Here is a 22,556-nt window from a genome sequence, read left to right on the forward strand (position 1 = left end):
AAGTTGATAAACAATACAATGTGTACGATTTATCACATCAGGCAAGATTAAAAATCAAAAAACAGAAAAAATCGCCAATAACTGGCTACAAGTAAAACTTTTATAGGGAAAAAAGGCAATAGCAAACCTAAAAACAAGAATAAATCTCTAAAGTATTTTTTATAACTAGTGATTACTGTCAGTAAAATAAGAATATGCGCTATATGATTTGAACAAAAAACAACCAATTAAACCATTATTTATCTTATCTTTTAAATCGATTATGGTTTTGCAAAGCGAAATATAGGTTTTTTAGAAAACAGAAATTTTTAATAACCCATCACAAATATAGAGAGATTCATTTTTTAAATAAGAAGGAGCGACATATCTGGCGGTGATAATGATATGTTGGATTGGGTCGATAAGAACGGCTGTTTACCGCTCTCATCGAGGTATGTCACGTCTTTAATGAAGTGTTTTAGCTGTTTTTTTGTCTGATACGATCAATACAGGAGGCAGGGTAAAAGAGAATTCGCTCCCCTTGCCTAACTGACTGGTTATCATTAATTGGCTATTATGATGCTGCAAAGCGTGTTTGACGATCGCTAAACCAAGCCCCGTTCCTCCCCCTGTTTGGCGAGACCTCGCCTTATCAACACGGTAGAAACGTTCAGTTAAACGTGGAATATGCTCTGGGGGGATCCCCAACCCATTATCAGCAACGCCAAAACGTGCCCCATTATGTGTTTTCTGCCAACTGACTTGGATCGTTGTTCCTTCCGGTGTATGCATAATGGCATTATAGACCAAGTTAGCCACCGCACTACGAAGCTGCTCTTCATTACCGTAAACATACAGCTTTTCATCAACCATAAATTTAAACTGTTGCCGCCCTTGGCTTAAACTCATCGCTTCCTGTTCAATCATTTTTAAAATTACAGGAATATTTACCTGCTCATCTAAATTAATATGAGGCGCCACTTCAATGCGAGATAACTGTAACAGTTGTTTAATCAAATTATCCATTCGATGCGCCTGCTCTTGCATTACCGTTAACGCTTTTTTGTTGGCAGCTGAGGCATTTTCTTGATCATCTAATACTTCAAGATAACCTTGGATCACCGTTAGTGGTGTGCGTAGTTCATGGCTGACATTCGCAAAAAAGTCTCTACGTGCTTTTTCTAATCGGCGCTTTTCCGTGACATCCCTCGCAACCATTAATAGCTGACCTTCGGTATAGGGTAAGACACGAAATTCAACAATAGCGCCACTGTTTAGCTCTATCGTTAACGCTTGTTCATAGTTTTGTAATGTAAAATAACGGCTGAAATCTGGATAGCGTAATAAATTAAAAATCGGTTGCCCGCTATCTTCCGGCCAGCGAAAACCTAATAAATGTTGAGCATGGCGATTACACCAGAAAATATTCCCTTCAAGAGTCATCATTACGACAGCATCAGGGAGAGATTCTGCGCCACTGCGAAAGCGTTTGATCAACTGCCCTAATTCACGCCGACGTTTTCGGTTGCGCTGCTGAAGCTGATAGATCCCATAAAAGATTGGCTCCCAGCCGCCTTTACCATCAGGGGGCAGCATGCTCCGATCAAGCCATAACCAATATGACAACTTCATCAAGTTATAACTGTGCCAAATCAGCGCTGCGGTCAATGAGATGACTAAAAACCATGCAAGATGGCCGATAAAAATCGATAAGATTAATGCAGGTAAGATGAATAAAAACAGCCCCCAAATTAGCTGTTTCCATGATAGGCGTTCAAGCACTGGTATCTCCTGTTATTGATCAGTAACGCACTGAGAAGCGATAACCAGTACCACGCACTGTTTGAACCATTTTATCATGCCCTTCAGCCTCCAAGGCTTTTCTGAGGCGGCGGATATGCACGTCAACCGTTCTATCTTCAACATACACATTCGCTCCCCATACATAATTGAGTAACTGCTCGCGGCTATATACTCGTTCAGGGTGAGTCATAAAGAAATGCAGCAGCTTATACTCCGTCGGCCCCATATCAATAGGAGTGTCATTACTGCTGACCCGATGAGACGTTGGGTCTAGTGTTAACCCGTTCATTTCAATAATGTCTTCTGTTGCCATCGGGGAAATACGGCGTAGAATGGCTTTCACACGAGCGACAAGCTCTTTGGGTGAAAACGGCTTTATTAGGTAATCATCCGCCCCTACTTCCAAGCCTTTTACGCGGTCCTCCTCCTCCCCTCTTGCGGTTAACATCATCACAGGAATATCGCGCGTATCACTGTCACGTTTCATGTGTTTAATCACTTGAATGCCTGAACCACCAGGGATCATCCAGTCTAATAAAACAAGGTCGGGTAATGGATCAACTAACTGCGCGATGGCGGAATCATAATCATCAGCTTCAATCGACTGAAAACCATTCTGCTCTAATACAAAACAAACCATTTCTCGGATGGGCGCTTCATCTTCAACCACTAGAATGCGTCTTGCCATGATTAATCCTGTAAATAAGAAGAGATCATTAAAAGTGAAAGCATTATGCGTCACTTTTATGACAGAATTATGAATACCGTCATCAAATAACAATAATCCTTTCTATATTAGCGGTAAATTGTCATTTAAGTGAAACATTCTCGTCATACTTTACATCGTCGCGCCTGCTGCTTCGCCTATCGTTATCACATTGAATTGTCTGCTTGTTCAGAGATCCCCTAAAAGGGTCATGATAGGGTATACTGAGCATAGTATACATATAAAGCCGTAGGAAGGGGCCTTCATGCGTATTATCCATACCTCTGACTGGCACCTTGGCCAGTATTTTTTCACTAAAAGCCGCGCAGCCGAACATCAACAGTTTTTAACTTGGCTTATTGAGCAGGTCAAACTTCATCAAGTTGATGCCATGATTGTTGCGGGAGATATTTTTGATACCGGTTCCCCCCCAAGTTATGCCCGTGAGCTTTATAATCAATTTGTCGTCTCGCTACAGCAAACAGGTTGCCAATTGGTGATCCTAAGTGGTAACCATGACTCTGTTTCCGTCTTAAATGAAACCAGTTCACTGCTTGCCTATTTGAATACGGATGTCGTCACTTCAGGAGCAACGCCCCATGTGATCACATTAAAGAATGCACAAGGGCAACCCGGAGCACTGTTGTGTGCGATCCCTTTTCTACGCCCTAGAGATATTCAATTAAGTGTTGCAGGACAGAGCAGTGAAGAGAAGCAGCTATCATTACAAACAGCCATTCGTGACTATTACCAAGCTAGCTATCAGCTTGCCGAGCAGCAGCGGCAAACTATGGGGTTAGATATCCCAATTATCGCAACGGGGCATTTAACGGTTGTCGGGGCTGAATTGACGGAGTCTGTGCGTGATATCTATATTGGTACTTTAGACGCATTTCCCTCTGCCGCTTTCCCTCCGGCTGACTATATCGCCTTGGGGCACATTCATCGTCCGCAAGTTATTGGTCAACAGCAACATATTCGTTACTCTGGTTCACCGATTGCATTAAGCTTTGATGAAGCGAACCAACAAAAAAGTGTTTGCTTAGTGGAGTTTGATGGCCGCGAACTGTCGCAGATCCACCAACTTGCGATCCCAATTTTTCAACCTTTGCAAACACTAAAAGGGTCACTTGCAGACATTCAAAAGCAGTTACATGCACTCTCTATCGAGCCAGATACGCCCCCAGTTTGGTTAGATATCGAAGTCGCTTCACAGGACTATCTTGCTGATATCCAACAACGTATTGAAAGTATTATCAAAGGCTTACCCGTTGAAGTTGTATTGTTACGCCGTGCACGTAAACCACAAAACCCCCAACAAGCTCTCGCTAATGAAACCTTAAATGAGCTTACCGCCGAAGAGGTATTTTTGCGTCGTTTAGCGGAAGAGTCGCTAGATGATAAAGAAAAAGAGCAGCGCTTATTAGTACTCTTTAGGCAATCTTATGACGCTTTGCGTGCTGAGTTAGAGGGAAATTCATGAAAATCTTAAGTCTACGCCTAAAAAATATTAACTCTCTAAAAGGCGAATGGAAAATTGACTTCACCCAAGAGCCGTTTGCTAGCCAAGGATTGTTTGCGATCACAGGCCCTACTGGAGCGGGTAAAACCACCTTACTAGATGCTATTTGTCTCGCACTCTATCACCAAACACCTCGTTTAAATACGCTATCCGTTAAACAGAATGAGCTTATGACACGCCATACTGGCGAGTGCTTGGCTGAAGTGGAATTTGAGGTCAAAGGTATCGCTTACCGCGCATTTTGGAGCCAACGACGAGCCAGCAACAAGCCAGAAGGAAAATTACAACCGCCAAAAGCCGAGCTAGCGACTGTCAGTGACGGCAAAATCATTGCGGAAAAAGTCAGTGACATACGAGAACAAATTGTTCAGATCACAGGGCTAGATTTCGGACGGTTTACAAAGTCTATTTTGCTTTCACAAGGGGATTTTGCCGCCTTTTTAAATGCGAGCGAAAAAGAGCGAGCCGATCTGTTAGAAGAGATCACCGGCACGGAAATTTATAGTCAAATATCCAGCTATATCTATCGCCAGCACAAACAGGTCAAAAATGATTTAGAGATTTTAAAAGCTCGAGCGCAAAGCATTCATTTGCTCACCGAAAGCGAACATCAAGCCCTCATCGAACAACAAACCGTATTAGCAGACCAAGAAAGGCAGCTTAATCAAAAACGAACGCGAAACCAACAAGCGTTATATTGGCAGCAACGCCAACAACTGTTAACTGCCCGCTTACATCAGTTAGAGCTTGATCAACAGCAAGCTGAAAAGGCATATCAAGACGCTGAGCCTCAGTTTAAAAAACTCTCAGACAATCTGCCTGCTGAAAATTTGCGCCCTTTATGGCAGGATGTGGAACGCCAACAACAGGCATTAAATGAATTATTAGAGAAGCAACAGAGCCTTTCACAACAGTGTGAAAATAACACTCAACAACTTGCGCCTTTACAAGCACAACTTGCTCAAGTCCAACATGAGCATAGCCAGCACCAAAATTATGTTCAGCAGCAAACCGTGTTGATCGATACCCACGTTCGCCCATTAGATAATGCGATTCTTCATCTACACCAACAGATTAAAGAAATTTCAGAACAAAAAGAGCAATATCACACGGAATATCAATCGAAGCACAGCTTAATTACTCGAACCCAACATCAAGCTCATTTGGACCGTGAAGAGTTACAGCAAATTGAACATTACCTACAGCAACATCCCCAAGATGCGGCTATTACCCAACAAATAGGTTTATGGCGGCAACAAGGTCAATTTATTGATGAATTGAGTCAAAAAGTACAAGCCTTAGAGCAAAAACAACAACTACTGCAACAAGAGCAGTCAGCATTAGTTAGCGAGCAACAACAGCAAATTGAGCAAAATGCCCAAACGCAGCACCAACTTGAACAGGATACTGCGGCATATCAACTCGTTGAAAGTCGCTATCTAGAGTGGCAAGAAAAACAAGATATTGAACAACTTAATCAATCAATAGAACAGCTACACACCAGATCACAACATGCCCAACTTTTACCTTTATTGTTATCTCAATGGCAAGAGCAGCAAAACCAATTAAAAATCAAACAACACCAGCAAGAGGAACTAACCCAATCAATTTCTCAGGCTGAAAAGCAGCTCCAGCTAACTGAAACACAAATTACGCACCTTCAGCCTCATTTAACAGATTTGAATGCGCGGTTACGCTTAGAGCAGAAAATCGTCAGTTTAGAAAAGGAGCGCCAACAACTTATTGCGGGTGAGCCTTGCCCACTTTGTGGCTCTACCGAACACCCTGCAATTGAACAATATCAATCTGTAGAGCCAACGCAAACTGAACAGCGCTTAATCGCATTAACCAAACAGTTAGAAGAGCTTAAGCAAACGCAAGTCACTCAACAGTCGCTACTGCAAAGAGAAATGCAGCGCCAAGCAGAAAATCAACAGGCACAACAGCAGCTTATAGCTCAAGAGCGTCAGCTGCGAACACAATGGATGACCGCGTGCCAGAAAGCTCTCGCCCCTGAACTGACCACGACTCATGCTGCCGTAGAGCAGTTGCTCACGGATATCCAAAAACAGTTATCAGAGAAACAGCAGTCATTACAGGCGTTCACCGCCCTCGAACGTGAATATCAACAACTTAAACACCGATTACATGAGCAGCAGTCATTAAATAAACAGCAACAATCCTCGCTCGCCTTGCTTACTGAACGAATTAAGCATCAGCACCAACTTATTGATGAAACACAAAAAGAGCATGTCGTACACCAACAGCGCCATAATCAGCAGCAGCAACAGCTCCACGAGGCTTTGGCTGAATTTAGGTTGCCTGAAAGCGAAAGTTTTGAACAGTGGTTTACGTTACTAGAGCAGCGTGGTCAGCTATATGCTGCGAAAAAACAAAGTGCGCAAGATATTAGCCAAAAAATAGCGGTCGCTGAGGCGACGTTGCAAGTTGAGTTAGCTCAACAAACCCATTTAAGTAAACGGCTAGAAAATACGCAACAGCAATTGCAACAGTTACAACAACAGGTTGAACAAAAACAGGCGGCACGGCAGCTATTACTTGATGGGCAATCTATTTCACAATTTATGGGTCAATTGCAAGATCAGCAAAACAAACTGGCTCATCAGCAACAACAACTTAATGAGCAGGTCACGCATCATGAAAAACACTTAGCTTCTCTAAAAGGCAGCCTTAACGAGGTCATCACAACGATAGAAAAGACACGATATCAGTTAACCACAGCACAGCAGCGCTTCGAGCATGCCCTTTCGACTAGCCCATTTGCAACACAGCAAGCATTCTTAGCCGCACTATTAGCGCCGGATGAAAAGCTGCAACTTGAACAATTGCAACAACGATTACTCCAGTCACGTTTACAAGCGCAAACCCGTTATAAAGAAGGTGAGCGCGCACGACAAGAACATTTGGCCCAAAAGCCCGATGATCATATTGAGGCAAGCTTGGAGGAGTGGCAGCAAGCAATTATTCAGCTTGATGAGGAGATTAAAAATCTCAATAAACAACAGGGGCAGATCTTCAGCCAACTCGAAGCAGACAAACAACAACGTCACCAACAACGTGGCTTATTACAAGAAATCGAGCAGAGCCAATCCCACTATGAAGATTGGGGATATCTCTGCGAACTGATTGGCTCAGCAGAAGGAGATAAATTCCGCCGTTACGCGCAAGGGTTAACCTTTGATTGCCTCATTTCTCTCGCTAACCTGCGCTTGGATAAGCTACATGGTCGCTATTTGCTAAAACGTAATCATAATGCGGATCTGGAATTACAAGTGATTGATGGCTGGCAGGCCGATACTATCAGGGATATTAAAACCCTCTCTGGCGGAGAAAGTTTCTTAGTCAGCCTAGCGCTTGCTCTCGCATTATCGGATATGGTGAGTAACAAAACTCAACTCGAGTCTTTATTTCTCGACGAAGGCTTTGGCACACTCGACCCTGAAACATTAGATATTGCCTTAGATGCGTTAGAAAGCCTGAATGCATCCGGAAAAACGATTGGGGTAATTAGCCATGTTGAAGCGATGAAAGAGCGAATTTCTGTACAGATCCCCGTGAAAAAGACCAACGGCTTTGGCTTTAGTGAATTACCTAGCCGATATCGTATCCGTTAAAATATAAATGGCGCTTTATCATAGGAACAAGACATTCCTAGATAAAAGCGCCTTACCACATCAATCAAAAATTTCTTTCAATTTTCTATCATGAAGGGCTGATAGATGCTCCCCAATGTAATCATAAAAAATAACAATTTGTATTTAATTGATTTTAATAAAAAACAATTAAATTGACTCAGCCGAAAAATTTGAACCTTACCGTTAATTTTTTTTTCTATGATTTTCCCTTCACAGCGCTATAGTAATACTTAACAAATAGCTAGGAGACTCACATGTCAAACGCATTTATTGAAATGATTAAAAATCGTCGCACTATTTATAACCTCGGCGATGCATTACCAGTTTCTGAAGAGCATGTTACAAAATTAATTAAAGAAGCAGTAAAACATTCACCTTCTTCTTTTAACTCACAAACATCACGTGTTGTGATCTTATTTGGCGCAGAGCATAAAAAACTGTGGAACATCACCAAAGAAACATTGCGCGCCATCGTGCCAGAACAGGCATTTGCAGCTACTGAACAAAAAATTGATAGCTTCGCTGCGGGTGCTGGCTCTATCTTATTTTTCGAAGATATGGCGGTCGTGAAAGGCTTACAAGAGCAATTCCCACTTTATGCCGACAATTTCCCAATCTGGTCAGAACAAGCCAGCGGTATCGCACAATTTGCGGTATGGACAGCCTTAGCGCAAGAAAACGTCGGGGCATCACTGCAACACTATAATCCACTCATTGATACTCAGGTACAAAAAGAGTGGGGAACACCTGATAATTGGGTACTACGTGCTCAAATGGTATTTGGGTCAATTAATGCTCCTGCGGGTGATAAAGACTTTATGGATGATGAAATTCGTTTCAAAATCTTTAAATAATCAGAATAAAATTCGAATAAAAAGCCCTTGTTGATTAAAACAAGGGCAAATCACCTGCCAAATAATGTGATATATCACTTTTCAATACCAGCCAACACCAAGGGATCCGATTATTATTGATATGCAATATCAATTAGTTATTCCACAACCCATGCTATCAAACGCTAATCCTTTAGAATATAAAATCAATTAATAGCAATCTAATAAAATTTCATATTGATAATCTCTATTAGATACCGACTTATTGTCGGTATCTATCTATTTTTAGCCATCTTTTTAGAATGTTACACTAAATAAATTCGTTTAAATTTCATACCGTTACAAAATAAACTAAATAAAATCGATATTTTATTAGCATAAATCATATTTTTTACTCGTATTTGAACTAAACTAGTCAGTGAGAATTTTGTAACGCGCTACTCGTGTTATTTAACTAGCGCTAGTTCAACTAGGAGGTAGAAGCAATGAAATGTTTATCCTCAATTGTAACAGTGACTGCTTTACTCATTTCCAGTTTTACTTTTACCCATGCTGCAACCAATCGAATCGGAGGTGGAACCATTACTTTTATTGGCTATGTCTATGAGCCACAATGCGCAGTTAAAGTATCCAGTAGCGAACAAATTGATCTTGAATGTTTCCGCAATGGTAAAAATATCACCAAAACCAGTTCACTTAAAAATGCCAAAAAACTCAGTTCTGATTTTGTAAAAGTCGAATATAATCAATTCAACAATAAACCCACTCTAAATGTGACCTACGATTAATGCTCTTTATTTATTAAAAGAGTTAGCGAAATCTTGCTAACTCTTTCAACGATACTAAATTAACTAAGCTTTTATTTGATAGTTAAATTTAATTAGTATTTAACGTTATGGTCATTTTACTGTTTGCTTTACCTGGTTTAATTGGCTCAGTTCCATAACGAACATAGCGTGCTGTAAAGTTTAATAGCAGCTCATGTGTTGCAGCGCCTGTCGTTGGCACAGAAACGCTAGTCCAATTATTTGCTGTAGGAATTGGTGAATCAATTGCTCCTAAACGAAGTAGTTTATTTCTCTGCCCCGATGAATTTAATATTTCAATCGCGACCCCTTTTGCTGTCGAGCCTAAATTAGGATCTAATAATAAATAGTCAACCTCATTCATAGCCCTATTTTCTTCACCAGGTGCAAAACCATAACTAATTTTAGCCCCTTTCTGACATTCTAATGTGAAAGAAAAAGGAGTAGGAGTTGATGGAATATCATTTGATGAATGGCTACCTAAATAAACGGTTGATGTCGACGATTTCAAACCACAAGTTGTAACCTGACGTCCCCCGACTGGACGCTGACGTATTTTAAAAAAAGTGTAGCCTGCGGGTTCATAGTTATTATTTATCGTATTATTGATCCCAGGGCCTTTGAACCCAACAACCCCTCTATTAACGACCCCAACGGTACCTAACGAGTTACCACTGACATTTTGCTGAGAGCGAACCTGTTCAATAGAAAGACCCGAAAAATGTTTCAGCTTAATATTAATTTTTTGTGGGTTATCAGGATCTATGTCATATGCCATAGGCTTCGCATTCACCACATTATCAAATTGATATGAAGCATCTCTATTCATACCTAGAAATAGTTCAAAAGCCATTCCTTGAATATTCGTTCCCCAATATTTTATATTGTCATACGTAAACGCGGGAGCGGCGTTATCGAAAATATAAGTTTTAGGTAAATAGTATATTTCAAAAATAGAGGATGCATCAGCGATATCACATTTAAAAACGACACGATCTGGCGGAGCGCCCATTAATGATGCCATTTGAGTGCTCGTAATAGAATCAAAAGCAATTCTTGTTCCAGCAGGCTGAAATTGTAACCCATATATACTGACGTCAACCTTAGAGCCAATACTCACTTGTGTTCCAGGTATCCCACCATTTTGGATAATACAAGTGGAATTTGCTGTTCCAGCGAAAAATAAAATCATAAAACCAATTGATGTTATGGCTCGTTTAGATATAAACATAACGCCCCCAAAATACTTGTTAACGAATAAGTCTTCTTTAAAAACTTATGGGTAAATTAATAAAAAACATAATGATTAATAAGCCCAACACTGAATAGTTAATCTTTAAAAGATACTAATTTTCATATTTTAGAAAAGTATCGGAACTTATTAACCCTAAAAACCGTAAATTAAATAAGGCACAGTAGCACTTTAAGAAATCATTTCTTCTTAAACAACATACAACCTTAATAAAAATAACAAACAGATTCAGAAATAGAACTATTACTTGAGATGTTATAATCAAACTTACAACGTTGATGACTACCTTCACCCCATTTAACAATAACTGTTCCTTGTTCAGATTGAGAATTAAAATGTACTAAGCCACCTTGCCCAACTAAACCAATCTTATTATTATTTTCATCATAAATATCGGCACCAAACGGCACTGCTTTTTTATCTTGTAAAATAATACGATAAGTAATGTTGTTACCTTTTTGTGTATTAAATTTCACTAATACCGCAGACCCTGCATAAGGTGCTATCTTGGCTAAGTTATTATCTAATTCAACATCTGTATCCATATTTTCTGTATTAAGATACAGTGTATTATATTGATAAGGTACTAATGAAGGTACAACGGCTTTTCCGCTATCATTAATAACAATATTACTCCATGAGGCTACTGATGCACCTTCCGCTTCATTAGCTTCCACAATCGCAAAAGTATCACTTAAATAGCGAGACGGAATAACGCCACCTTGATAAGCCACTAATGCACCACTTGCTCCCACCGATAATGACTTGTAATTATTACCTTGTGAATAACCCGCGTTTACAGAAGCCGAAGAGAAATCTTTCTGAATATTTCCAGAGAAGCTACTGTTTGAGTTACCAATATCACTCGCTGTCGCGTTCCAAGAAATAGAATTATCTTCACCGAAAGAGCTACTAATTGTCGTATTATTTGACCAACGATGATCTGAATCAGAACGTGTTATGGAGCTACTTAATAACGTATTCTGTTCTGGATACCAAAGTGAGAATGGTACAGAGACGTTAAACATATAGTTATTATCTCCACCCTGATCGCCATTTCGATACATTTTTATATAGGTAAAGCTATAACCAATACCTTTAAAGTTATTCATATAGCCAGCTTGCAATTGCTTAGTATCTGGCAAATTATCACGCCAAGTTTGCAATGAACCACTGACATACACAGTACCATAATCCGCTAAATTTTGGTTAACCGTTAATACATATTGGGAACGTCTTGGGTTAATGCTTTCGCCATTAAACAAATAACTATCACGATAAGAACTTGCTTCATATAAGCTTAAATAGTTCTGCGATTCATAACGGTAACCAGCTAACGCAATATTTGTACCAGTGGCATTAATGTCTTTATTCCACGTGACTCGCGCACGAGCACCGTTATAAGTACGTTTATTGTCTAATTCAGCTTTTGAGCTTGCCATATCAAAGCTAAATGCACCGACTTGTGTATTAACCGCAAAACCTAATAACCCAGATTGGTATTTATTGGAGTACTGCACCCCTGCAAATGGCGTTAGAATATTACTTAAACCATATTTTATTGTTGATTGAGCAAAAATATCGGAAGAAGTATGATCACCCCGTAACTTACCACTCACAATACTATAATCAATCTGACCCGGTCTTAATAAACCTGGTACCGTTGAGAATGGCACGACAAACGTGGAAACACTGCCATTTGCTTCAGTCACTTCAACAGTTAAATCACCGCCATAACCTGTTGCATAAAGGTCATTGATCGTAAATTCACCGGGAGAGACATTCGTTTCGTATATTACAAAACCATTTTGTATTATTCTTACCCGAGCATTACTATTTGCAACCCCCCTAACTGTTGGCGCAAACCCTTGCATTGATTGTGGACGCATTCGGTTATCAGTCGCTAATTCAGCACCGGTATACGAAAAGCTATCAAATAGGCTTCCATCGGTAAAAGATTGCCCAACCGTTAATTCACTTTTTATTTGTGGAATAGCTCTCTGAACATACGTTCTGATGCTTTCATGATGAAATTTATCATCTTCATTGTATTGCAAATTAGATTGATGGCGAATTCTAAACAAGCCTAAATTAAGCCCAGCCGATATATTTCCGTAAGCAGAATGTTCGTCCTTACCATGACTACGAGTACTATACCCATTAAGGTTATAGTTCATAAAAAAAGCAGGAACCCCTTCATTAAGAGCACTGATTGGTACAGAGCCACGTGCTGAATATTCCACCATTGCTTGAGGAATTAAAATATCTAATCGTAATATATCTTGCTTTAAATTAACTTGAACATCTTTTGATAATGATTTTAAGTCTTCACATTCACCATTAGACTCTATTAGCCCTAAATATTCTGGTTTTATGTTAAACCCATCAACATCTTCTTTGGTTAAACAAGGAACAACACGTCCCTGTTCATTTTCATAAAATCTAATCTCTTTATTATAAAGAAATTCATTATTTAAATATAAATCGACATACCAATTACCTGGAGTAATTTGGTCTTCTGTTAATTTATCTATTGATATATCTTTAGCATTACCTAATAAGAACCCCTCATTGTAAGAGTATTTCTTTTCATTTTGGTTTTCTTCTACCGCTAATGCAAATCTACCATACCCTAAAGACAAAGAAACAAGAACAAAAAGTAATTTTATTTTCATAGCAATACCATTTATTATAAATTAGACTCGTAGGAATCTAAGCCACCATAATCATTAATGACTGAGTAGCTAACTTTTTTTGCATTAATAAAATCATTGGGTATTGCTACACCTTTTCCTCTATTCAGATAAATATCAGAGAATGGCGCAACCATATTCCCTTCTAAGCTTAACTTTCTATTCCCTTCAGATAATGTAACATCCTGAAAAGTAATAAACCATGGCGAGTTATTTTTAACAAGCAACTCATTTCCTTTTGCCGTTTTCTTTATTGAGAAAGAAAGTTTTTCATTAACCTGTGCAGGCATTTTAATGTCTGTTGGTCGATAAAATAATTTCACTCTTGTTCGAATGGCAATTTGCATTGTATTCTTATTTTGAGAAGCAGTATCTTCATTCTCAGGTGGAATTTCTAACACGTTCAAATAAAAAATAGACTCTTTATCTTTTGGTAAAGAATCACCAAGATAAGTTAACCTTAAATTTTGACCTGCTCCAGCAGACATTTTAAATATCGGTGGTGTAATTGAAAATGGAGTTTTAATATTTTCAGGTAACTCATTAGGATCTCCATTATCTAGCCAAACTTGCACCAAAGCTGGCCATTTATTATCATTAACCAACTGTACTGTTTTACTTTTAGATTTTTCATTATATATAACACGAGTGCCATTAATAATAACGCTGGCATACATGGATGTTGATACAATGAATAATGAAATAAATAAAACGATTTTATTTATGATAGATAGCCTAGTTATCATAATGACCTAACCCTACTCTAAGTTGTAATAATTTAGTCTTTTATTGATCTGCCAGGGGAATGATTCCCCCGGCAGAATTAACTTATTATGGATAAGTCAATGTATAGTTAACTTGTGCTGTAACAGCACCTGGAGCGGTTACTACATCTTTCGCATAATAGAATGCTTGGTATGCCAATGTAGCTGCACCATTAACGATTGGCTGGCTACCTGCTGGCGCGCCGTTTACTTTCGCAGCGTTACCAGCTTGGTCTGCTAAACCGATCTGTACGTTAGCAGGTGCAGTTGTTGGGATAAGATTACCAGTTACTGCATCACCACTTGTCAAACTTTCGAAGTTTGCTGCTACATCAACACCACTAACGCTACAGTTAGCCAGTTCGATAGTGAATGATGTATTACCTGCTGTTGCACCAGCAGAACTCAATGCAGTAGTCGATACTGTTGGCAGAGTGACTGTGAAGTCACCACCATTACCCGTAGTGACATCACAAGTTGTTGCAGTGATTTCACCGTTGAACGTAATAGTACCATCTGCCGCTAATGCTGATGCCGAAATTGACGATGCAATGAATAAAACTAAAAGTGATTTTTTCATATTTAACCTTTGTTAAGATAAAACAATTCCAATCCTTTATTATTAAAAATAAGGACAACTGACTACACATTTAAGTAAGAGCTAAATCCATTTAAGACAACATTCCAAAAACTAAATAACTAAAGTATTCGCGACAAATATATTTTTATCGTAAATAGTTTTGTCATAATCAGACAATAACACGACGATATCTACATTAAAGGCATTAGCAAATTTTGCTAATGATTCGACATCAATTCTATTAACTCCACGTTCAAATCTAGAAATTTGCTGTTGGCTTATTCCTGTTATTTTACCTAATGCTTCTCCACTCCAACCATTTTGCAATCTCAGTGACTTTATTCTTTGCCCAACAGACAATGAATATTTATATCTTTCATTTTCCATATGCGGGTACCTCTGAATTTATTATTCACACATTGATTCAGATTAGTTCTTGTCAAATATATTACGTATCCATAATTTAAAAACAAATAACACCACTCACGAAAGAGTAAAATATATTATGAAAATAAAAATAGAAACTAGAATTATCGGAAGTCAAACAACGCCAATAAAAACATAATGTTAATCAAATATCCCAAACCAGAATTAACATCTGATTTAGAAATCAACAAGCAATTAAAGAAGATAAAAAATCTACTTAATGTTGAAAAATCGACATTAACACCAAAGAAATCAATTTTATGTATTAATATATATCAACCTATTTGCATTTTTAGATTATCATCATTAATACTCGCGATTAGAGTAACTCATTTATATTAAAATTTAATCATAAATCAATCATCAATAATAGAAACTAAAAATAAAAAAGTGCCCCCTTTCACAATTTAAAATTGTGTAAAGTTACCTATTTAATTACATAACTAATATTTACATTACATTATCTTTGGATTTCATCTTGAAAAAGCGTCCTTTATAGAAAATCATTTTTTGAATGATATTATAAAAAATGAGTTCATCTTCTTTTTTTAGAAAAATTTCATATTAAAAAAATGAATATATTGAACAGAACTTTTTGTAATGAAAAAAAATTAATTAACATTAAAAATATATAAAAAAATTAATATTTCTCTTATTGTTTATTTCATTCTTAGATAGAAACACAAACACAATTAGACTAACCCTTTTGTTATATATCAGAATTGTATCTCCTATTTTCACCGCCTATTAATGATGTTTTTCAGCTTTTATCTTTAATAACGAGGTAGTGATTTTTATACCTTCAATAAAAAAAGCCCCATTATTATTAAAATGAAATTAACAATAACGAGGCTTTTAATGATCAAATTTTAATAATGGTACTAAATTCGATACTGCTTATTTCTCAGTTAAGTCTATTTGGTAAATAGCAAAACCAATATCATCAGTGCCTACCTGTTTTAATGGGTATTGGGCATTCTGCTGAATGAATTTCGCAGCTTTATCACTCTGAGAGGTTTCAAAACGAATATCGAGAGCCTTATCTGTTTTAATTGGCAAGAATGACCAATTATTATCAGCTCTACTGGTAACCTCACCGTGTTCTTTAGAAACTTTCGCAATATAAGAGGCCAATACGGCACGGTTTTCATCTGGGGAAGCAAACGCAATATGATTATCGCCCGTTCCGGCAAATTTACCGCCGTATGCTCGATAATTATTGGTTGCAACTAAGAAGGTAGCTTTCGGGTCTATTGGTTTCCCTTGATAAGTGACATGCTTAATTCTATTCGCCTGTTTATTGACTAGCTGGCAATCTACATCATATTTTGCAGGCTCAGTGAGGTCGATTTGATAATTTATCCCACTGATAGTGTCAAAATTATAAGTTCTAAAGCCATCCCAGTTAATTAAGCTTTGCGGTGATGTTGATTGAGGATCAATACGGTTAAACATACCCGCTGAACACTCCAGCCACTCGACCACTTCGGCACCTGTCGCTTTCACAACCACTAGTGTATTTGGATATAAATACAAATCAGCAGCATTGCGGAAGGTTAGATCTCCTTTTTCAACCTCAACAAATTCGTCAGGCGCATTTTTACGTCCACCTACTTTGAATGGAGCAGCAGCAGACAATACAGGCAAGTCAGCAAGGTCAGGGTCACCTTGAATATAATGTTTCGTATAATCAACTTGCGCATCATTCACTATCTGTACCGTTGGATCGCTTTGAACTAATGCCAAATAGCTGTACATATTATCGGAGGCTTTTCCGATCAATTTCCCGACAAACTGACGTGTATCGTTATGAGGTTTATCAATGATCTTCGCTAATTCATCATCACGCTCAACCAGCGCTTTTTTGTTGGCTTTATCATAAACGGGTCGAGCATGCGCATTCGCATCAACAACTTTCCAACTACCGTCGTCATTATTGACGACTAAGTCGACGACACCAAGGTGATCACCCCATTGGCCTGGCATCACCGCTGGGATCCCGTTAACGGTACCTTTGGTAATATCAACACCTTTAATATTGGCGAAATCTTTACTTGGAAATACCCCATGAGAGTGACCAAACATAATCGCATCTATTCCCGGTACTTCACTCAGATAATAAACAGAGTTTTCAGCCATTGCCTTATAGGGCTCTTGTGAAAAACCGGAGTGAGGGATTGCCACCACTAAATCAGCACCTTCTTTTTTCATTTGAGGCACAAATTTTTTGGCGGTTTCCGTAATATCGTTGACCGTCACTTTGCCACTAAGATTGGGTTTATCCCAAATCATAATTTGTGGGGGAACAAAACCAATATAACCAATTTTTAAGTTATGGGTTTTTCCATCACGATCTTTGACGGGAGTATCAACAATAATATAAGGAGTAAAATAGTTTTTACCCGTTTTAGCATCGATGATATTGGCGTTAACATAAGGGAATTTTGCCCCTGCAATTGCCTTTTGCAGATAATCTAAACCAAAATTAAATTCATGGTTACCAAAGTTACCTACAGTATAGCCCATTGTATTCATTAGACTATGAGCAGGATGTGACTCCCCTTCCTCAAGGCCTTTTGCTGCCATATAATCCGCTAAAGGACTGCCTTGAATTAAATCACCATTATCAACTAAGACGGCATTTGTCACTTCACCTTTAGCCGCCTTAATTAAACTTGCAGTACGCACCAATCCAAATTGATCCGTTGGTTTATCCTTAAAATAATCGAAATCAATCAAGTTGCTGTGTATGTCAGACGTTTCCATAACACGTAAATCAACTGTTGCGGCATTGGCATTGAATGCCACGAATAAAGCTAATGCTGATAATTTAAAAATAGTATTCACCGTAATTCCCCTTACGTTGATTTGTGCAAAATAACCCTTGCTTATATTCTCTGTAAAAATAGTACAAACAGCATTACATATAGTGAATGTGTGCGTTCTATTCGTTGATATTTCGATAAGCGTTGATAAACAGTGCCTCTCTTGTCCATCGAAGTCACTGTTTATCTTAATAAGCACTATTTAATCATATATAAGTCACAAAATTATTGACGGTACATAACTATTTAGGCCAAAGCCATGCAGCCCCACGCACCCCACTTGAGTCACCATGAATGGCCTGCCGAATTGGCGTATCACATTCACGACCGAATACCCAGTTTTTCACCAGTGAAGGTAATGTTTGATATAAGCCTTCGACATTACTCATTCCACCACCGAGCACAATGACATCGGGATCGAGCATATTGATAACTTGAGCTAATGCTCTAGCAAGCCGAGATTGGTAATGTGTCATTGCGGCTATTGCATGTGGATCCCCAGACTTCATCAATTCGATGATTTCTGAACCTATTTTGGTTTCACCAGACAATTTACGATAGTCCGCCATAAAACCTGTTCCAGATACGAATAGTTCAGTGCACCCTGTTAGCCCGCAATAGCATTGCTCTTCTTGAAGAAACAATGCGTCTTGGCTATCTTGCCAAGGCAATGGATTATGGCCCCATTCCCCCGCGACCCCATTACCACCAGAATGAACCTGACCATTGATCGCAATACCAGCACCACATCCCGTACCAATAATCACTGCAAATACCACTTTTGCCCCTTTGCCTGCACCATCAACGGCTTCTGAAACAGCAAGGCAGTTAGCATCGTTGGCGACTTTTACAGGCCGCTCAAGTATTCGCGCTAAATCTACATCAAAAAATTGACCGTTGAGCCATGTGGAATTGGCATTTTTCACTTTACCTGTCACAGGTGATAGTGTCCCGGGGATCCCAACTCCCACACTTCCTTTTCTCGCCGTGGCCACTTCGGCATCATGAACAAGACCTGCAATCGCATTTAACGTTGCGTTATAGTCTCCTCTGGGCGTCGCCACGCGCTTCCTAAATAGAGTTTCGCCATTATCATCTAATGCAATCACTTCTATTTTTGTACCACCAAGGTCAATTCCAATTCTCATCATCACACCCACTACTTAGCTATTTTCTGTATCATTGCCTGTATACCCTATCGATTTCAAGCGATTAGCGACAAAACTGAGGCCTATAAACACAACAAATACGCCAAAAAGGCATTTTTTTTCGCTTAATAACCGACAATTCGTTATCATAGCCACCGGCTAAAACAGGTAATCCATCAACAAAGGTAGGTTTTTCATGTGGTTCAAGAATATATTGGTCTATCGTCTGAATCGTGATCTGGCTCTCAGTGCTGACGATCTGGAAAGACAGCTTGCCCCTCTGGCCTATCATCCTTGTGGTAGTCAAGACATGATGAAAACGGGATGGGTGTCACCCATGAAAGGTTCTGATGCTTTGACCCATGCCGCGGGTAACCAAATACTGATCTGTGCCAAAAAAGAAGAAAAAATGCTGCCTTCCCCTGTCATCAAACAGGAGCTACAAGAAAAAATCGAAAAACTTGAAGCAGACCAAGGCCGTAAACTGAAAAAAACAGAAAAAGATTCTCTTAAAGATGAGGTTGTCCATGCCTTATTACCAAGAGCATTCAGCAAATACAATAAAACCTACATTTGGATTGATACCGTCAATCAATTGATTATTGTTGATGCCGCCAGCGCTAAACGTGCAGAGGATAATTTAGCACTATTGCGTAAAAGCCTCGGTTCACTGCCTGTTGTGCCGCTAACTTTTAAAGATCCTATTGAGCTAACGTTAACCGAATGGATCCGCTCAGGCTCTCTGCCTCAAGGTTTTGCCGTAATGGATGAAGCAGAGTTAAAAGCCATTCTAGAGGAAGGTGGCATCATTCGTTGTAAAAAGCAGGAGCTGATTTCTGATGAAATTGCGACCCATATTGAGGCTGGGAAATTAGTGACTAAACTGGCTTTAGACTGGGAAGAACGGATCCAATTTATGCTGTCTGATGATGGTTCACTGAAAAGACTAAAATTCAGTGATACATTAAAAGAACAAAACGATGATATCGGTAAAGAAGATTATGCTCAGCGTTTTGATGCCGATTATGTGCTTATGACAGGGGAACTGAGCGCCCTGATTGCACGCCTTATTGATGTTCTCGGCGGTGAAGCTGAACATTAATCGATGCCATATCCCCAGATGGCAGCAGACGATCCACCGTGTTGCCATCACTTTTTAGACCTCGCTAGCATTGCCACTATTAATTCATTGACTGCCTACTCAATCTCTGGTGAATTGAATTACATCTTGATAACAAAATTATCGCAACGTTTATTTGTTAAATAAAAATAACTAAACGAATCACGTTAACTATCAAAATAAGGTCAACTTCAATCGCAGGAATTGTTATGAAAGAGCTCATCGAACCCGAAGTGGATGAACATTCAGTTGTCACGCTACAAAAAATTACGGCAGATAATTTTTCGGAAATTTGCCTACTCAGCCATACGCTCAGCGAAGCACAACGCGGTATGGTAGCGGATAATGCCTATTCTATTGTTGAAGCTCAATTTTCCGATTGTGCATGGTATCGCGGTATATATGCTGACGATGTTCCCGTTGGTTTTATTATGCTGCATTCGGGGCTAGATGATGACGAGCTTGAATATGATGGAATTATGCTATGGCGCTTTATGATAGCAGAGCCTTATCAAAAATTAGGCTTTGGTCGCGAAGCCCTTCTTCAAGTGATCCGCTATTTAAAAAAGAAAGGTTATCCACGACTTTATAATAGCTGTGGCGAAGGAGAAGAAAGCCCGTTTGAATTCTATAAAAAGCTTGGTTTTATTCCTACAGGGGCTTATTTAGATGATGAATGTGAACTTGTTCTTGATTTAACTAACTGGCAAGAAGAACCGTGATTTAGCAAATAGGGGGATTGCCACCTATTATTATTTAATGATTAACATGGCAATTCATAAGCCTATAATGCCGATATCTCTCTGAGGCGGGAACCTCGAAGCTCACTTCAGCAGATCATCTAACTCATTCAGGTTGCAGCAAGGCGGCAAACGAGCAGATCCCTAGAAGCATACATAAGTATGTCACTAGGGTCTGTGGAAGCCGCCAACAGCGCTGCAACTTAAAGTATGGCAAGTATCGTTATTTCTGGATCAAATAACGTATAGTTGGTCCATCTTGCTGAATATCCAGCACGGTATAACCATAATTTTTGGCATCCAAAGGGATATTATTAATTGATTGTGGGCAATCACTGACCACCTCTAATATTTCCCCTTTTTTTAAGGATGGCATCGCTTCCAATGTCGCTACGGCCGGATAAGGGCAAGGCTCCCCGACCATATCTAACCGATAGTCAGGAATGATTTCTTTATGACTCATACAACCTCCGCTGATGTTGAAACTGGTGATTGACGTTTACGGAAAAAATAGCGTTCCCACACCAACATCAAGATAAATGCTAAAGCTAACAACAGATAAGTCACCGCTAATCCCCCTTGTGGACCAAAGGTTTCTAGCAAATTCACTTTATCGAAGTCTGTTGCTAACCAAGGGCCTAAATCATCCCAATAGTAAGCAAGGATGGTTGCTCCGATAATATTACCGAAACCGACCCACCAATAATGGACTTGCCCTTCTACGGCACGGTACATCCAGCCCGTTTCACAGCCCCCCGCAAGCACAATACCAAACCCAAACAATAACCCGCCAATAATGGCATTCGGGCCAGCCCATAAAATTTTTGGCGTTGCACCTAATTGTACATAACTAAAAATACCAATTGCGCTCACCGCCATACCAATAATAATGGCTTTTGCCATATGTGTTCTTCCGGTGATCCATAAGTCACGAAAAGCGGAGGTGAAACAAATTTGTGCTCGTTCAATAAGCAAACCAAACCCAATACCGCATAGAATGGCGATACCTAATACGGGCGCATCCCATAAGGTATAAAAGCCCCACGCGATCGCGACTAAAAAGATAGTCATCCCTAATTTAAAGCGTTTTTTTGCCACATCTAGGTGTTGTGTTAATGGAGAAGCGGCAGAGACTTTTTTGAGCTTAACAGGGATCCTGAACATCGGCATTAATGTGAATTTAGCACCGAAATAGGAGCCTACTGCGGTTGCGATAGCAAAATACCATGCGTGCAGAGAAAACTGAGGGATCCCAGTAAAAAATGCGGCTAAGTTGCACCCCATCGCTAAACGCGCACCGAAACCAGCGATAATACCGCCAATAATTGCTTGGAAAATACGTATCTTGTGTTGTGGCATACGTAATTTTACGTTATTTGCCCATAACGCAGCCGCAAAACACCCCGCAAACATACCGATGATCATCACACCATCAATTCTATCTAGGGGGCTACCTTCTAAGCCAATGACTTTAAAATATCCCCAGTTTTCGGGTTCAGCACCGAATAACTGCATGATATGCCCACCCCAACGGGTGAATTCACCAGTAACAGCCCAGAATGTACCTGTTAAACCAAAGTAATAGGTGGATAAGATCCCTGCCGCAATAACCGCAGGTAGAGGTTTCCAAAAACGGATGAGATAGTGAGATTTAAACTCAGACCAAGTCATTTTAACGTCCAATTCATTCGCGCCAGAACCTG

At 39.4% G+C, this 22,556-nt stretch carries 17 protein-coding genes; 6 read left to right on the plus strand and 11 right to left on the minus strand.

Going from position 1 to position 22,556, the window contains the following annotated elements:
- Positions 1-444: 444 nt before the first annotated feature.
- The gene (gene phoR, locus PR699_RS09105; protein ID WP_014656784.1) at positions 445-1,761 is read right to left on the minus strand and encodes a phosphate regulon sensor histidine kinase PhoR; all 1,317 of its coding nucleotides are present in this window, start codon (positions 1,759-1,761) and stop codon (positions 445-447) included.
- 19 nt (positions 1,762-1,780) lie between these two features.
- A complete protein-coding gene (phoB, locus tag PR699_RS09110; RefSeq protein WP_014656785.1) occupies positions 1,781-2,470 on the minus strand; it encodes a phosphate regulon transcriptional regulator PhoB in 690 nt (229 codons plus the stop codon).
- A gap of 283 nt (positions 2,471-2,753) precedes the next feature.
- On the opposite strand from phoB, the gene sbcD reads away from it, so the two are divergent.
- The 4 genes from sbcD to PR699_RS09130 all read left to right on the plus strand — a co-directional run bounded on the left by sbcD (position 2,754) and on the right by PR699_RS09130 (position 9,287).
- Positions 2,754-3,971, plus strand: a complete 1,218-nt coding sequence (gene sbcD, locus PR699_RS09115) for an exonuclease subunit SbcD (protein ID WP_014656786.1) — start codon at positions 2,754-2,756, stop codon at positions 3,969-3,971.
- Complete coding sequence (locus PR699_RS09120) at positions 3,968-7,645, plus strand: AAA family ATPase (protein ID WP_014656787.1); 3,678 nt, start codon at positions 3,968-3,970, stop codon at positions 7,643-7,645. Before sbcD ends, PR699_RS09120 begins: the two co-directional genes overlap by 4 nt.
- 275 nt (positions 7,646-7,920) lie before the next feature.
- On the plus strand, positions 7,921-8,520 hold the full coding sequence (locus PR699_RS09125; RefSeq protein ID WP_004926931.1) for a nitroreductase family protein: 600 nt from the start codon (positions 7,921-7,923) through the stop codon (positions 8,518-8,520).
- 464 nt (positions 8,521-8,984) lie between these two features.
- Positions 8,985-9,287: a hypothetical protein gene (locus PR699_RS09130; protein ID WP_004926928.1), complete on the plus strand. Its 303-nt coding sequence runs from the start codon at positions 8,985-8,987 to the stop codon at positions 9,285-9,287.
- An 88-nt stretch (positions 9,288-9,375) separates the two neighbouring features.
- On the opposite strand, the gene PR699_RS09135 is transcribed toward PR699_RS09130, so the two are convergent.
- The 7 genes from PR699_RS09135 to mak all read right to left on the minus strand — a co-directional run bounded on the left by PR699_RS09135 (position 9,376) and on the right by mak (position 18,993).
- Positions 9,376-10,536: a fimbrial protein gene (locus tag PR699_RS09135; protein ID WP_004926924.1), complete on the minus strand. Its 1,161-nt coding sequence runs from the start codon at positions 10,534-10,536 to the stop codon at positions 9,376-9,378.
- 227 nt (positions 10,537-10,763) lie between these two features.
- Positions 10,764-13,232, minus strand: a complete 2,469-nt coding sequence (locus tag PR699_RS09140; protein WP_014656788.1) for a fimbria/pilus outer membrane usher protein — start codon at positions 13,230-13,232, stop codon at positions 10,764-10,766.
- Between the two features lie 14 nt (positions 13,233-13,246).
- A complete protein-coding gene (locus tag PR699_RS09145) occupies positions 13,247-13,996 on the minus strand; it encodes a molecular chaperone (RefSeq protein WP_014656789.1) in 750 nt (249 codons plus the stop codon).
- An 85-nt stretch (positions 13,997-14,081) separates the two neighbouring features.
- The gene (locus PR699_RS09150; protein ID WP_004926913.1) at positions 14,082-14,594 is read right to left on the minus strand and encodes a fimbrial protein; all 513 of its coding nucleotides are present in this window, start codon (positions 14,592-14,594) and stop codon (positions 14,082-14,084) included.
- Between the two features lie 111 nt (positions 14,595-14,705).
- Positions 14,706-14,981, minus strand: coding sequence for a helix-turn-helix domain-containing protein (locus PR699_RS09155; protein WP_004926910.1), 276 nt, complete (start codon positions 14,979-14,981; stop codon positions 14,706-14,708).
- A 936-nt stretch (positions 14,982-15,917) separates the two neighbouring features.
- Positions 15,918-17,867, minus strand: coding sequence for a bifunctional 2',3'-cyclic-nucleotide 2'-phosphodiesterase/3'-nucleotidase (locus tag PR699_RS09160; protein WP_014656790.1), 1,950 nt, complete (start codon positions 17,865-17,867; stop codon positions 15,918-15,920).
- Between the two features lie 220 nt (positions 17,868-18,087).
- Entirely contained in the window at positions 18,088-18,993 is a 906-nt protein-coding gene (gene mak, locus PR699_RS09165) for a fructokinase (RefSeq protein WP_014656791.1), read from the minus strand.
- 196 nt (positions 18,994-19,189) lie between these two features.
- Here mak and rdgC point away from each other — a divergent pair, with 196 nt between their 5' ends.
- Positions 19,190-20,095 carry a recombination-associated protein RdgC gene (rdgC, locus tag PR699_RS09170; RefSeq protein ID WP_014656792.1) on the plus strand — a complete coding sequence of 302 codons (906 nt, stop codon included), beginning with the start codon at positions 19,190-19,192 and terminating at the stop codon, positions 20,093-20,095.
- A gap of 227 nt (positions 20,096-20,322) precedes the next feature.
- Positions 20,323-20,835, plus strand: a complete 513-nt coding sequence (locus tag PR699_RS09175) for a GNAT family N-acetyltransferase (protein ID WP_004926889.1) — start codon at positions 20,323-20,325, stop codon at positions 20,833-20,835.
- 241 nt (positions 20,836-21,076) lie between these two features.
- On the opposite strand, the gene yedF is transcribed toward PR699_RS09175, so the two are convergent.
- Entirely contained in the window at positions 21,077-21,316 is a 240-nt protein-coding gene (yedF, locus tag PR699_RS09180) for a sulfurtransferase-like selenium metabolism protein YedF (protein ID WP_004926886.1), read from the minus strand.
- Positions 21,313-22,524, minus strand: coding sequence for a selenium metabolism membrane protein YedE/FdhT (yedE, locus tag PR699_RS09185; protein ID WP_014656793.1), 1,212 nt, complete (start codon positions 22,522-22,524; stop codon positions 21,313-21,315). The genes yedF and yedE overlap by 4 nt, the downstream gene beginning before the upstream one ends.
- Positions 22,525-22,556: the final 32 nt, after the last annotated feature.

Source organism: Providencia sp. PROV268 (genome assembly GCF_028477805.1).
Lineage (GTDB): Bacteria > Pseudomonadota > Gammaproteobacteria > Enterobacterales > Enterobacteriaceae > Providencia > Providencia stuartii.

What these genes read in the sequence shown, in the direction of transcription:
- phoB (WP_014656785.1), bottom strand. Translation starts at nt 2,470, where the DNA reads ATGGCAAGACGCATTCTAGTGGTTGAAGATGAAGCGCCCATCCGAGAA.
- sbcD (WP_014656786.1), top strand. Translation starts at nt 2,754, where the DNA reads ATGCGTATTATCCATACCTCTGACTGGCACCTTGGCCAGTATTTTTTC.
- PR699_RS09120 (WP_014656787.1), top strand. Translation starts at nt 3,968, where the DNA reads ATGAAAATCTTAAGTCTACGCCTAAAAAATATTAACTCTCTAAAAGGC.
- PR699_RS09125 (WP_004926931.1), top strand. Translation starts at nt 7,921, where the DNA reads ATGTCAAACGCATTTATTGAAATGATTAAAAATCGTCGCACTATTTAT.
- PR699_RS09130 (WP_004926928.1), top strand. Translation starts at nt 8,985, where the DNA reads ATGAAATGTTTATCCTCAATTGTAACAGTGACTGCTTTACTCATTTCC.
- PR699_RS09135 (WP_004926924.1), bottom strand. Translation starts at nt 10,536, where the DNA reads ATGTTTATATCTAAACGAGCCATAACATCAATTGGTTTTATGATTTTA.
- PR699_RS09140 (WP_014656788.1), bottom strand. Translation starts at nt 13,232, where the DNA reads ATGAAAATAAAATTACTTTTTGTTCTTGTTTCTTTGTCTTTAGGGTAT.
- PR699_RS09145 (WP_014656789.1), bottom strand. Translation starts at nt 13,996, where the DNA reads ATGATAACTAGGCTATCTATCATAAATAAAATCGTTTTATTTATTTCA.
- PR699_RS09150 (WP_004926913.1), bottom strand. Translation starts at nt 14,594, where the DNA reads ATGAAAAAATCACTTTTAGTTTTATTCATTGCATCGTCAATTTCGGCA.
- PR699_RS09155 (WP_004926910.1), bottom strand. Translation starts at nt 14,981, where the DNA reads ATGGAAAATGAAAGATATAAATATTCATTGTCTGTTGGGCAAAGAATA.
- mak (WP_014656791.1), bottom strand. Translation starts at nt 18,993, where the DNA reads ATGAGAATTGGAATTGACCTTGGTGGTACAAAAATAGAAGTGATTGCA.
- rdgC (WP_014656792.1), top strand. Translation starts at nt 19,190, where the DNA reads ATGTGGTTCAAGAATATATTGGTCTATCGTCTGAATCGTGATCTGGCT.
- PR699_RS09175 (WP_004926889.1), top strand. Translation starts at nt 20,323, where the DNA reads ATGAAAGAGCTCATCGAACCCGAAGTGGATGAACATTCAGTTGTCACG.
- yedF (WP_004926886.1), bottom strand. Translation starts at nt 21,316, where the DNA reads ATGAGTCATAAAGAAATCATTCCTGACTATCGGTTAGATATGGTCGGG.
- yedE (WP_014656793.1), bottom strand. Translation starts at nt 22,524, where the DNA reads ATGACTTGGTCTGAGTTTAAATCTCACTATCTCATCCGTTTTTGGAAA.